The sequence below is a fragment of the Ruegeria sp. BB1 genome, assembly GCF_056539465.1.
In genome coordinates this window covers 161,606-173,938 of the sequence record NZ_JBQFVB010000003.1, presented here as the reverse complement: position 1 = coordinate 173,938, position 12,333 = coordinate 161,606, and the positions used below count along the sequence as shown (strand labels likewise).

Annotated in this window: 14 protein-coding genes, 1 tRNA gene and 1 riboswitch; of the genes, 12 read left to right on the top strand and 3 right to left on the bottom strand. The window is 58.2% G+C overall.

Features of this window, described 5'->3' with window-relative positions; genetic code table 11:
* Positions 1–3: 3 nt before the first annotated feature.
* Positions 4–151: riboswitch (FMN riboswitch) on the bottom strand.
* Positions 152–260: 109 nt separating this feature from the next.
* On the top strand, positions 261–869 hold the full coding sequence (locus ACR0AL_RS10200) for a glutathione S-transferase (protein WP_170550164.1): 609 nt from the start codon (positions 261–263) through the stop codon (positions 867–869).
* A gap of 41 nt (positions 870–910) precedes the next feature.
* Here ACR0AL_RS10200 and ACR0AL_RS10195 read toward each other — a convergent pair whose 3' ends face one another.
* Positions 911–1,369 carry a c-type cytochrome gene (locus tag ACR0AL_RS10195; protein ID WP_170349659.1) on the bottom strand — a complete coding sequence of 153 codons (459 nt, stop codon included), beginning with the start codon at positions 1,367–1,369 and terminating at the stop codon, positions 911–913.
* A 485-nt stretch (positions 1,370–1,854) separates the two neighbouring features.
* Between ACR0AL_RS10195 and petA the strand changes: the two genes are divergently transcribed.
* The 4 genes from petA to ACR0AL_RS10175 all read left to right on the top strand — a co-directional run bounded on the left by petA (position 1,855) and on the right by ACR0AL_RS10175 (position 5,145).
* Complete coding sequence (petA, locus tag ACR0AL_RS10190) at positions 1,855–2,439, top strand: ubiquinol-cytochrome c reductase iron-sulfur subunit (protein WP_170349660.1); 585 nt, start codon at positions 1,855–1,857, stop codon at positions 2,437–2,439.
* Between the two features lie 11 nt (positions 2,440–2,450).
* Entirely contained in the window at positions 2,451–3,782 is a 1,332-nt protein-coding gene (gene petB / locus ACR0AL_RS10185) for a cytochrome b (RefSeq protein ID WP_170349661.1), read from the top strand.
* 17 nt (positions 3,783–3,799) lie between these two features.
* On the top strand, positions 3,800–4,585 hold the full coding sequence (locus ACR0AL_RS10180) for a cytochrome c1 (protein WP_226689057.1): 786 nt from the start codon (positions 3,800–3,802) through the stop codon (positions 4,583–4,585).
* A gap of 146 nt (positions 4,586–4,731) precedes the next feature.
* A complete protein-coding gene (locus ACR0AL_RS10175; RefSeq protein WP_170349663.1) occupies positions 4,732–5,145 on the top strand; it encodes a nuclear transport factor 2 family protein in 414 nt (137 codons plus the stop codon).
* Between the two features lie 11 nt (positions 5,146–5,156).
* Here the strand turns inward: ACR0AL_RS10175 and mtaB are convergent, their stop codons facing one another.
* Both mtaB and dapF read right to left on the bottom strand, forming a co-directional pair.
* Entirely contained in the window at positions 5,157–6,413 is a 1,257-nt protein-coding gene (mtaB, locus tag ACR0AL_RS10170; RefSeq protein WP_480662888.1) for a tRNA (N(6)-L-threonylcarbamoyladenosine(37)-C(2))-methylthiotransferase MtaB, read from the bottom strand.
* Positions 6,410–7,252 (bottom strand): diaminopimelate epimerase, encoded by an 843-nt coding sequence (dapF, locus tag ACR0AL_RS10165; protein ID WP_480662887.1) that lies wholly within the window; start codon positions 7,250–7,252, stop codon positions 6,410–6,412. The genes mtaB and dapF overlap by 4 nt, the downstream gene beginning before the upstream one ends.
* 211 nt (positions 7,253–7,463) lie before the next feature.
* Here dapF and ACR0AL_RS10160 point away from each other — a divergent pair.
* The 7 genes from ACR0AL_RS10160 (at position 7,464) to ACR0AL_RS10130 (ending at position 12,298) form a co-directional block, all read left to right on the top strand.
* A tRNA-Lys gene (locus tag ACR0AL_RS10160) sits at positions 7,464–7,539 on the top strand.
* Positions 7,540–7,936: 397 nt separating this feature from the next.
* Positions 7,937–8,365 carry a hypothetical protein gene (locus tag ACR0AL_RS10155; protein ID WP_480662885.1) on the top strand — a complete coding sequence of 143 codons (429 nt, stop codon included), beginning with the start codon at positions 7,937–7,939 and terminating at the stop codon, positions 8,363–8,365.
* The gene (locus ACR0AL_RS10150; RefSeq protein ID WP_170349679.1) at positions 8,362–9,027 is read left to right on the top strand and encodes a MotA/TolQ/ExbB proton channel family protein; all 666 of its coding nucleotides are present in this window, start codon (positions 8,362–8,364) and stop codon (positions 9,025–9,027) included. The genes ACR0AL_RS10155 and ACR0AL_RS10150 overlap by 4 nt, the downstream gene beginning before the upstream one ends.
* A gap of 31 nt (positions 9,028–9,058) precedes the next feature.
* A complete protein-coding gene (locus tag ACR0AL_RS10145; RefSeq protein ID WP_170349680.1) occupies positions 9,059–9,385 on the top strand; it encodes a biopolymer transporter ExbD in 327 nt (108 codons plus the stop codon).
* The gene (locus ACR0AL_RS10140) at positions 9,382–9,759 is read left to right on the top strand and encodes an ExbD/TolR family protein (protein ID WP_480662883.1); all 378 of its coding nucleotides are present in this window, start codon (positions 9,382–9,384) and stop codon (positions 9,757–9,759) included. The genes ACR0AL_RS10145 and ACR0AL_RS10140 overlap by 4 nt, the downstream gene beginning before the upstream one ends.
* A complete protein-coding gene (locus ACR0AL_RS10135) occupies positions 9,756–10,901 on the top strand; it encodes a TonB family protein (protein ID WP_480662881.1) in 1,146 nt (381 codons plus the stop codon). The genes ACR0AL_RS10140 and ACR0AL_RS10135 overlap by 4 nt, the downstream gene beginning before the upstream one ends.
* 374 nt (positions 10,902–11,275) lie before the next feature.
* Complete coding sequence (locus ACR0AL_RS10130) at positions 11,276–12,298, top strand: porin (RefSeq protein ID WP_170349683.1); 1,023 nt, start codon at positions 11,276–11,278, stop codon at positions 12,296–12,298.
* Positions 12,299–12,333 lie beyond the last annotated feature (35 nt).

Genomic DNA, 12,333 nt, shown 5'->3' with positions numbered 1-12,333 from the left:
CTTGCACGTTCTCTTTCATCCGGACTGTAACCGTCGGCTCTGGCCTCTCACCAGATCTGCTGACACCCCGGTCAACGGGGCCGCTCGCGGGCTTACGGGTCTTGGCCCGCATACCGCCGGTGGGGAATTTCGCCCCGCCCTGAGAACGGGAACGACATTGCCAAGGCCCGCGCCGTTCCGCAAGGGTGAAGGTGCTGGCAATTGATGGGTTTTGTTTCAAACCAGCTGCTGTAGGGTTTCTGAAGCCAAGGAGAATGTGAATGAAACTCTATCACAGCCCGATGTCCCCCTATGTGCGTAAGGTTATGGTTTTGCTGCATGAAACCAACCAACTTGACGATGTCGAGGTGATGACCATTGCCAATACGCCGTTGGATCCCTCCGATTCCCTGCTGGGCAAAGTGCCGTTGACCAGAATCCCCGCGTTGGAGCGGTCCGATGGCCCGACATTGTTCGACAGTCGGGTGATCTGCGCCTTTCTGGATGCACGCGCCAAGGCCGGGATGTACCCCGAGGGTTCCGGGCGCTGGGACGTGCTGACACTGGAAGCGCTGGCAGACGGTATTATGGATTCAGCTTTGGCGGTCGCCTATGAAGAGCGTTTCCGCCCCGAGGATAAGCAGTGGGACCTTTGGAAGGATGCGCAATGGGGTAAGATCGAACGCGCCTGCGCTGCGCTGAACCAACGGTGGATGGCCCATTTGGCGGGCCCGCTGGATATGGGCCAGATCGCTGTGGCCTGCGCACTGGGGTATCTGGACCTGCGGCATGATGCGCGTGGCTGGCGTAAGGGCAATGATGCGTTGGCCGCGTGGTACGCGGATTTCAGCGAACGGCCAAGCATGGTTGCCACCCGCCCGCCAGCCTAGGAAACAGACCCCGCGCCGAGGATGGGGCGGAGCCTTTTGCATTACTGGCTGCTGAAGGTGGCCAGATAGGCAGCAATGTCTTCGGCCCCTTTCTTCAGCTTCACGCTCATGTTCGGGCGTGCGGTTTCGTCATTCAGGTAATCCTGAATAAACCCAATCGGGTCTTGCGAGTAAGCGATGATATTTTCCTCGGTCCACACAAGCCCTTCGTTGCCCGCACGGATCATGTCATCAGTGAACATTCCGATGGGCAGGCGTTCGCTTCCGTAAAGATAATCAGTCTCGGATCCGGCAACACGACCTACCACACCATACAGATTCGGCCCGGTGATGCCGCCTTTGACCAAAATTTCTCCATCTTTGATGATCGCGTGGCAAGAAGAGCAGCGGTTATATAGTTTTTCACCCTTTGCCGGATCGCCAACGGCCACGGCCTGAGACGCGATGGCCAGAAAAAGGGTCAGCGTTGGTGCAAAAAGTTGTGACACGGGGTTTGACATTGAAAACGTCCTGCAGAGGTTGGAATTTCCTTGCCTTTCGTGGATTCCCGTTAAAAGTGCAATCGAATTCAGGCGTATATAACCCGTTATAAAATATACATTTTTAACTCAGTTTTTAATTGGTCACACATTCCAGAAAAGTGGAAAATAGGGTGGCAGAATCTGGTCTGAATCTTGCCCGATGCCCGCTTTCTTGCGGGGCAAAACCCAGTTCTGCATGCCGGTTTCGCCCTCAGTATGCCTCACCCGAATCACATGGGCAGCAGGTTTGGACAGGCGGTGGGTTCCCCCGCTTAAATCTGTCCCCATCTTGAAAAAATACCCCGTCGTTGTGACATGAATGCCCTGTTGAGGCGTCCTGCGCGCCTATGACCGCTGGACGAACCGATTTCTCCCGGCTAGATAGCCGCGATGAGACGCCGCTTTGATGCGGTGCTGATGCATGTTTGCCCGCAATCGCGGGCGCCGGAATCGGAGAAAACCTCGTGTCCCACGCAGAAGACCACGAAGGCACCCGCAGAGATTTCCTCTACTACGTCGCAGGCGGCGCAGGTGTCGTTGCGACGGGTGCAGCCGTATGGCCCCTGATCAACCAAATGAACCCATCGGCAGACGTTCAGGCGCTGTCCTCGATTCGCCAGGACGTCAGCGGTGTCGAGCCGGGCACGCAGCTGACCGTCAAATGGCTGGGCAAGCCTGTATTTATCCGTCACCGTACCGGTGCTGAGATCCAAGAGGCTCAGGAACAGGACGCCGAAGGCGTAGATGCACTGCCTGATCCGCTGGCGCGCAACTTCAACCTGCCTGCCGATGCGCCCGCAACGGATGCCAACCGCGTGATGCCGTCGCCCGAAGGCGAAGCGCCCGGCGCATGGATTGTTCAGATGGGCGTTTGCACCCACCTGGGCTGTGTCCCTCTGGGCGATGCGGGTGATTTCGGTGGCTGGTTCTGCCCCTGCCACGGTTCGCACTATGACCTTGCCGGTCGAATCCGCAAAGGCCCCGCGCCTGAAAACCTGCCCGTTCCGCCCGTTGAATGGGTGGATGCGACAACCATCAAGCTCGGCTAAGGGAGACCCAGATGTCCGGAATTCCCCACGATCATTACGAGCCGAAGACAAATGGCGAGAAGTGGCTGAACAGCCGTCTGCCGATCGTCGGCCTGCTGTATGACACCCTTATGATCCCAACGCCTAAGAACCTGAACTGGTGGTGGATCTGGGGCATCGTCCTGGCGTTCTGCCTGGCGCTGCAAATTGTCACCGGTATCGTTCTGGTGATGCACTACACCCCGCATGTCGATCTGGCCTTTGCCAGCATCGAACACATCATGCGCAACGTGAATGGCGGCTATATGCTGCGCTACCTACACATGAATGGCGCATCGCTGTTCTTTGTTGCGGTATACATCCACATCTTCCGTGGCCTGTTCTACGGCTCGTACAAAGCCCCGCGTGAGATCACGTGGATCATCGGGATGCTGATTTACCTGATGATGATGGGCACCGCCTTCATGGGCTACGTTCTGCCTTGGGGTCAGATGTCCTTCTGGGGTGCAACCGTGATCACCGGCCTGTTTGGCGCGATCCCGTTCGTGGGTGATGCGATCCAGACCTGGCTGCTGGGCGGACCCGCGGTGGACAACGCCACGCTGAACCGCTTCTTCTCGCTGCACTACCTGCTGCCGTTTGTCATTGCGGCGCTGGTGATCGTGCATATCTGGGCCTTCCACACCACTGGCAATAACAACCCAACAGGTGTTGAAGTGCGCCGCGGTTCGAAAGCCGAAGCCGAGAAAGACACGCTGCCGTTCTGGCCGTACTTCGTGATCAAGGATCTGTTCGCACTGGCTGTGATCCTGGTTGTGTTCTGGGCGGTCGTCGGTTTCATGCCGAACTATCTGGGCCACCCGGACAACTATATCGAAGCCAACCCGCTGGTGACGCCTGCGCACATCGTGCCCGAATGGTACTTCCTGCCGTTCTACGCGATCCTGCGTGCCTTCACTGGTGAGGTCTGGGTCGTGCAGTTCGCCAGCTTCATCACCGGCGGCATTGTTGACGCCAAATTCTTTGGTGTGATCGCGATGTTCGGTGCGATCCTGGCCATGGCGCTGGCGCCCTGGCTGGACACGTCGACTGTGCGTTCGGGCAAATACCGCCCGCTGTTCAAATGGTGGTTCTACCTGCTGATCATCGATTTCTTTGCCCTGATGTGGCTGGGTGCGATGCCCGCGGAAGAGCCCTATGCGACCTTCTCGCTGATCGCGTCCGCCTACTGGTTCGCTTATTTCTTCGTGATCCTGCCGATCCTTGGCGTGATCGAGAAACCTCTGGCTCAGCCCGAGACCATCGAAGAAGACTTCAACGCGCATTATGGCAAGGCTGACGCCGACGCCACGCCGGCCGAGTAAGAAGAGGGACCGGAAACATGTTCAAGAAACTTGCAATCGGTGCCGCGTTTGCTCTCGCCCTTGCTCCTGCTGCGTCCTACGCGGCAGGCGGAGGCGAACAGCATATCGAGGACTTCCACTTCTCGTTCGAGGGGCCGTTTGGCACCTGGGATCAGAACCAGCTGCAGCGCGGTCTTCAAGTCTATACCGAGGTTTGCGCGGCTTGCCACGGCCTGAGATACGTGCCCCTGCGCGACCTTGAAGCGCTGGGCTATTCGGAAGAAGAAGTCATCGCCTATGCGGCGGGCAACTTCGAAGTGTTCGACCCCGAGCTGGACGATTTCCGTCCGGCCATTCCGACCGATCACTTCCCGGCAAATGACGGCGTAGGCGCACCGGACCTGAGCCTGATGGCCAAGGCCCGTGCGGGCTTCCACGGTCCTTACGGTCTGGGCATCAACCAGTTCTTCAAAGGCATGGGTGGCGCGGAATACATCGCCTCGCTGCTGGATGGCTATACCGGCCATGAAAAAGAAGAGGCCGGCACGATCCTGTACGAAAACACCGCCTTCCCAGGCGGCTGGATTTCGATGGCACCGCCCCTGGCCGAAGATCAGGTGGAATTCGCTGATGGTCACCCGGCCACGGTCGAAGCCTTGTCCGAAGACATCGCGGCCTTCCTGATGTGGACAGCCGAGCCGAAGATGATGGAGCGTAAGTACTCCGGCTTCGTCGGTGTGATCTTCCTGTCGCTGTTGTCGGTGCTGTTGTACCTGGTCAACAAACGCCTGTGGGCAGGTGTGAAAGGCAAGAAGTCCGTCTGATCGGATTTTGCTTCTGAATGTTACGAGGCCCGGTGTTCGACACCGGGCCTTTTTTGTTCGGCTGGCTGCCGGTGTTATACTCGCCTCGTCCTTTGTTGTTTCTGGGGCAGCAAATTTTCAGCGCATTACATTTGGGAGAACGAATTATGGACACGCAGAGCAATGTCGAAAAGATGCGGAAAGCCTTTGCGGAATGGAACGATTGTAAGGCTTCAGATATCGGTATGTGGGAAAAATACACGACCGAGGATCTGTGCATGCGTTCGCTGGGCCGGGGCCAATACGGGCTGGATTTCAGCTGTGGGCGCGATGGTCGGGCCGAGATGCAGGAATATCTGGAAGATCTGACTGCCGCATTCGAGATGCAGCATTGGACCCTGAAAGACACCATTGCACAGGATGACCGTGTTGTCGGCATCGGCGCCTGTGCCTGGACGCATAAAGGCACTGGCAAGACGGTAGAGACGCCGATTTTGATCATTTGCCGGTTTCGCGACGGGCTGGTCTGTGAATACGAGGAATTCTATGACACCGCAGCGGTGTCTGCGGTCACCACCTAAGCAGCTTTACCTCAGGCAGTCAGCTGTGTGTCTGAGCGCCCTAGCACTTTGGCCGTCACAATCTGCCCCTCGGTATGCGGGGTGTTGAACGCGACCTCGGTGAACTGCTCGGTCCTGCCCATATGCGGGTTTTCCATCAGGATGCGATGGGTCTTGCCGATCTGTTCGTTCAGGTGCTTTGCGACCTGTGCCTCACCCATCGCGCGCAGACGGGCGGCGCGGTCCTTGATAATGTTCCCGTTGATCTGCTGCGGTATACGGGCCGCTGGTGTGCCATCGCGCTTGGAATAGGGGAAGACGTGCAGCCAGGTCAGGTCGCAATCTGTAACCAGCTTCAGCGAGTTCTGGAAATGCGCATCCGTTTCGGTGGGGAAGCCTGCGATAATGTCGGCGCCAAAGGTCATCTCGGGGCGCAGCTTGCGGGCCTCTTGCGTGAAACGGATGGCATCGTCGCGCAGGTGGCGGCGCTTCATCCGCTTCAGGATCAGGTCATCCCCGTGCTGTAGCGACAGGTGCAGATGCGGCATCAGGCGTGGTTCGGTTGCGATGGCCTGCATCAGGTTCTCATCCACTTCGATCGAGTCGATGGAGCTGATCCTCAGCCGCGGCAGGTCAGGCACCAGTTTCAGGATGCGCATGACCAAATCGCCCAGCTTGGGCTGCGCGGGCAGGTCAGCGCCCCAAGAGGTCAGGTCAACGCCGGTCAGTACAACCTCGTTATAGCCCCGGTCTACCAGCCGCTTGATTTGATCCACCACCACGCCCGCAGGGACGCTGCGCGAGTTGCCGCGGCCATAAGGAATGATGCAGAAGGTGCAGCGATGGTCACAGCCATTCTGGACCTGCACATAAGCGCGCGAGCGGGTGCCGAACCCATCAATCAGATGTCCCGCCGTCTCAGTCACCGACATGATGTCATCGACCTGCACAGCCTCAGTCTCACCGATGAAATCCGCGGCCATGCCTTTCCAGGTGTCGGGCTGCATCTTTTCGGTGTTGCCAATCACCGCATCGACCTCCTCCATCCGGGAAAAGGTCTCGGGCTCGGTCTGCGCAGCACATCCAGTCACGATCAGCCGCGCGTCGGGGTTCTCCCGCCGCAGTTTGCGAATCTCTTGCCGGGCCTTGCGTACGGCCTCAGCCGTTACAGCGCAGGTATTCACCACCACCGCGTCGGTTAGACCGGCTTGCTGCGACAGTTCTTTCATCGCCTCAGTCTCATAGGCGTTCAGGCGACAGCCTAGCGTGGTGAATTTGGGGACGCTCATCCCAGTGACCCCAGGAATTCCGATGTCAGAGTGCCTGAAAAGACATGACAGGTTGGTCCGGTCATCCAGACGCCATCTTCGCGCCAGTCGACCCAAATGGTGCCACCGTCCAGATCGATCTGCACCTTGCGACCAGTCAGGCCAAGACGGGCAGCAGCAACAGCCGTCGCGCAGGAGGACGAGCCAGAAGCCAACGTGATTCCCACGCCCCGCTCCCAAACACGCATGCGGATGTGGTCCGGTTCTATGACTTGCGCCACCTGCACGTTGGTGCGCTCAGGGTACAGCGGGTGATACTCGTACCGCGCGCCAAATTCTTCCAGGGGAATCGCCTCGGCGTTTTCGACAAAGAACGTGCAATGGGGATTACCCATGCCGGTCGCGGTCGGAGTACCCTCGATCGGCAATTCCAGTGTATCAACCTCTTCGGCCAGCGGAATCTCGTGCCATTCCAGCTGCGGTTGCCCCATGTTCACCGAGGTCATGCCGTCCCCGGCATCGCAGGCAAAAAGCGTGCCGCGTTCGGTGGTCAGCGTCAGTTCCGATTTGCCGCTTTCTTCCATCAGGAAACGGGCGATACAGCGCGTGGCGTTCCCGCACGCCGCTGAGGTCGACCCGTCGGCGTTATAAAACACCAGATGCGCATCTGCGTTACCGTTTTCTATCACGGCCAGCTGGTCGAAACCCACGCCGAACTGTCGGTGCCCGATTCCCCTAGCAAGCGCAGGCGAAATCTCAACACTTTGCGCGCGCGCATCTACAATGACAAAGTCATTGCCAAGCCCGTGCATCTTCATGAAGGGCAAACCAGAGGTCATCATTCGTTGCATGGCCGGCATATAACCATGCGTTTGAAAGGAATCCACCCTGCGATGCAGATTCCTGAAAAAAGGGGTTGACCCCCCCGCGTCACCTCCCTAATTAGGCCGCCTATCGGGACGCCGGAAACAAGTTAAGTGACGGTGAAACGAGGTGCAAAATAAGGGCTTGAACCCAGTCGGGAAAATACCTTAGAGAGCGCCACGGATCGAACAGATCCAACAAAAGAGTGGGCCGTTAGCTCAGTTGGTAGAGCAACTGACTTTTAATCAGTGGGTCGCAGGTTCGAATCCTGCACGGCTCACCACTTTTTCAATAAAAGCAAGATTTGTCGTGGAGCAGAAGCTGACGTTACCACGAGGTTTGTTTGCACCCCTTCCCCGATAGCTATTCACGCGTGAGTGTGCTTGCGAACGAGAAATTTAAGCCGATCAGACCTAAAGTGGGCGCAGGTCCGACATGTAAGTCTGTTCGTGCCAGTGAGTGGACTGCGCGATGACACATAGGACTGCCCGCAACTGCCCCAGTGACATCAACTAGAGCAGCACGCTGTTGCCCTTGACCCGGCAATAGGGTTGAACGGGTCGAAAATCGCACTTTATCACAAAGATGTCCGCAACCCTTTCGCGCCCCAGCGGTCTTGGATAAGACGGACATAGCGCTGTCAGAACCTCTGCCTGCGTGAAACAATTGGGAGCGTATTCATGAAGTTTCGCCCTTTGGCCCTTGCTGCCATCGTTAGCACGCTGCCCTTTGCGGCCCAGGCCCAAACGGCGAAGGATGCGCCGGGGTTGGTGGTCGAGCTGAACGCGGCTGAAGATGTCGAAGGCGCCTGCCGTTTGACCTTTCTGGTCGAAAACGAAACTGCAACGGCGATCGACACTGCCAATTATCAGGTGGTGATTTTCGATGCCGCTGGTGTGTTCGAACGCTTTACCCTTTTTGGATTTCGGGACCTGCCAGCGGAACGCCCCCGCGTGCGCCAGTTTGATGTACGCGACATCGCCTGTGAAAATCTTGGGCGGGTTCTGATCAATGGGCTAAGCGGCTGTACCGTCGACGGTGCTGACAGCGAAATCTGCGACAAGACACCAACCTTGCGCAGCCGTACTGAAGTGGAGCTTTTGGGATGAGTATTCTTGACGCCCTGCGTGAAATTCTGGCCCTGGGCGGGCCGGTTGTGGCCATCCTGATCGCCATGTCCGTGGTGACGCTGGCGGTGACGCTTTACAAGCTTTGGCAATTCGCCGCCTCGGGTGTTGGTCGGCACCGGGTGCTGTCGCAGGCGCTGGACGCTTGGGATGCCGGTGACAAGCAAGCCGCCCGCGCGCGACTGGCCAAAAGCAACAGCTATCTTGCGCCGCTGGTCGGCGTGGCGATGGATGCGCCGGACGCACCCGGTCTGGATCAACGGTTGGATGCCGAGGCGGGGCTGGCGCTGGCCGGGCTTGAACGTGGTTTCCGTCTTCTGGACACGGTGGCGCAGCTGGCGCCGCTGTTGGGTCTGTTTGGTACGGTTCTGGGCATGATCGAAGCGTTCCGCAGTCTGCAAACCGCCGGGTCCTCGGTTGATCCGTCGCTGTTGGCGGGTGGTATCTGGGTGGCGCTGGTGACCACCGCGGTGGGCCTGGCGGTGGCGATGCCGACCTCGATGGTGCTGTCGTGGTTCGAAAGCCGCACCGCACGGGAACGGGTGTTCGCCGATAAGGCGCTGCGCACCGTACTGGTGCCGGGGCAGGCCATCCCGCTGGCCGAGGACGCACAGAGCATGGCGGCCACGCCCGGACATGCGTAACCTCGCACCCTTTGTCAGGCGACCACTGGCGATGACACCGCTCATCGACGTGATCTTTCTGTTGCTGCTGTTTTTCATGCTGACCTCGACCTTTTCCAAATATGGCGAGATCGAGCTGAGCGCCGCCACAGCGGGCAACCCGACCGCGGACACACCTCAAGATCGCGCATTTGTGCAGCTGGGAGAAGAAAGGCTGGTTCTGAACGGTACTCCGGTCACGCTTGCGGACCTGACCACACAGGTGACGACCGGGCAGGTGCTGGTCAGTTTGGACCCTGACACGACGGCGCAGCGGCTGGTGGACCTGCTGGTTTTGCTGCGCGGGCGCGAGGGCCTCAGCGTTCTGGTGCTGGAATGATCCGTCCTGGCCGCCCCCGCCGCAAACGCGACTCGACCATTGCGCTGATCAATGTCGTGTTCCTGATGCTGATCTTCTTTCTGATCGCGGGAACGGTGGCCACGCCGCTGGATCCTGATCTGAATCTGGTCGACACGTCCGAGTTGGAAGGCCGCGAACCGCCCGATGCGCTGGTGTTGCACCGGGACGGAACGCTCAGCTTTCGCGGCGCGCCGATGGACCCCGAAACCTATATGACAGGGCGCGACCCCGGACCGGTACGTATCGTCCCGGATCGCGAGGCGCCGGGCGCTCGGCTGATAGAAGTGACGGCTGAACTGCGGCGACTGGGCGCCGTATCCGTGTTTGTCGTGACCGAAAAGGCGCTGGAATGATCCGGGGGTCGGTGGTTATTGCGGTTCTGGCCGCGCTTCTGTCGCTGCTGCTGCATCTGACGGGGCTAAGCCTGACCGCACCCAGACTGACCGGACAATCAGGTGACACTGATACACCCGACAGGGTTGAACTGGGCAACAGTTTCGAAGATCTGGTTGAAGCCGTCGCTGAACCTGTTGAGCCCGAACCGGAGGAAACGCCTGAACCTCCGGTCGATGACCCACCCGAACCTGCCGAGGTTCCAACCAGCGAAGTGCATGTGGCCTCGGACGATCCCCAACAAACCTTTGCGCCCGATACGGGTACCTCAGAAGTGTTGCAGCCCGTTTCCCCCGAACCGGTCGAGTCACAAGCCCCCGAACCCCAAGAGACCACGGATGGCGACCAGAGCGCCAGTGACGAGGTGGAAGAAACTCCGGACGTAGAAACTGCCGAGGTTGTCGAAGCCCCAGAAAGCAACCCCGAGGTGACCGAGCCGATTACTGAGGCCGCGGCAACTGAACCGGTTGAGGCCGAGCAGCTTGCCGCGCTGCCGGACCCGTCGGAAGACGTATTGCCATCAGTTGCGCCGGATATCCCCACCGAAAGCGAGGCGGTCGAGCCCGATATTCCCGCAGCCCAAGCCGAATCCGCACCGCAGGCAGAGGAAAGCAGCGAAGGATCAGAGCTGGCTGTGGCCTCTTCGATCCGCCCACAACTGCCGGATCGTCGCCCACAGTCTGAACCGCGGGACGTGTTGCGTAGCGTGCGGGATTTCAGCAACCTTCGGTATCCATCGCGCGAAATTGAATCCCCCCTGACCACATACGCTCGCCGGGGTGTCGACAGGTTTACTTCGGGCAATAGCGGCAGGCGCTCAGGCGGGCGAGGGCCCGGAAATTCTGACCGGACGAATTATGCCGGAGAGGTTCTGGTTCACCTGAACCGCGCGCCGATCGTCTATACAGCAGCGCGGGGCTTTGCGAGGGTGTTTTTCGTGATCAAGCCGGACGGAACTCTGGATTATGTCGAAGTGGTGGATACCAACGGCACACCGGATCTTGAACGGGCAGCCAAGGCACAGGTGGCAGCGGCCTCACCCTTTCCGAAACCGCCCGGAGGTGTCAGCCGGTCACTGTCTTTTGTCTATTACGGCAACTGATCTGCCGAAGAGCTTGGCAGGCTGAGCAGGTATATTCGAAAGCGTTGGATTTTGCCGATCAGCGTGGCCGTAAGGCGTTGGCATGAGTATCGAAAACACCATTTACGGCTATTGGGTCAGTCTCTTTAAATTAAAGAGGTCGCGGCCTTTTTCTGCGATCAACTTTTTGTAACGGCTTCTGGAAGCTATGCTAATTATCTAAAAATAAACAATAATAATTAGTTTATCTGATTTCACCTGTGCAAAGTTGCAACGCAAGCCGAGGGCAAGACGTTCGAATGTCCGCGGGCCCTGTTGAGCATGCCCGCGATTTGTTCGACTAGGCGCTCAGCCACACTTTGTAGCCAAACTCCTCTCACTCTCATGGACTTATCATGAAACAACTTCTTTTTGCGTCGACCGCAACAATTGCAACCGCAGGCATCGCAGCGGCCGAATCCGGCATCAACCTCAGCGGCTATGGCCGTTTTGGTATTGGTTACCTTGAGGACCGTCAGAACACGACACTGACCACCACCACAGCCAATGGTACGGTAAACCAATTCACGGCGGATTCTGACGAGGCCATCCTGATCTCACGTTTCCGTCTGAATATTGACGGTTTCACGGAAACTGACGGTGGCGTTCGGTTTGAAGGTCGTGTTCGTCTGCAGGCCGACGAAGACTCCGACACTGGTGAAGCCAACAACGCCGGTCTGAACGGCGCGAGGTTCTCTGTTATCTATGGTGGCTTACGTGTTGACGCCGGCAACGTGGCCGGTTCATTCGACAATCTGGATGACTATTTCGGCACCGAGCCCGGCCTGGAAGAGTTTCTGGGTCAGTATTCGGGCGTGAACTACTCGTTCCTCGAGTATGAATCGACCGGTTCGGGCGACAATGCCGTGTTCTTCCAGTACACCGTTGGTGATTTTGCTGTTTCGGCGTCTTACGACCAGAACACCATCTTTGCAAACAATGGCACTGGCTCAACCACGGACCGTGACCGCTGGGACGTAAGTGCGGCTTATACTTTCAACAACATCACCGCCTCGCTGGTTTATGGTGAAACCGATGAAGGTGATGGTGTCGAAAAGGAAAGCCTGACCGTCTTCACTTTGGGTGCCGAATTCAATGACTTCTACGGAACGCTGTTCCTGGCGGACGACGATGTGGCCGATGATGATGAAAACGGCACTGCTTACGGTTTCTCGGTCGCCTATAATCTGGGTGCAGCGACCACGTTGCAGCTGGTCTATGGTGACGGATCGGCCGATAATGACACGCGCAACATCGGTGTGGGCGCCATCTATGATCTGGGTGCGGGCGCTACACTGCGTGGCGCCGTTGGCGAAGTTAAAGACGGTGACGACGACGGCCGGATTCAGGCCGACTTTGGTGTCTGGTTCAACTTCTAAAGTGACCTGTTTGACCTAGATTCAGGGGCGGGCCT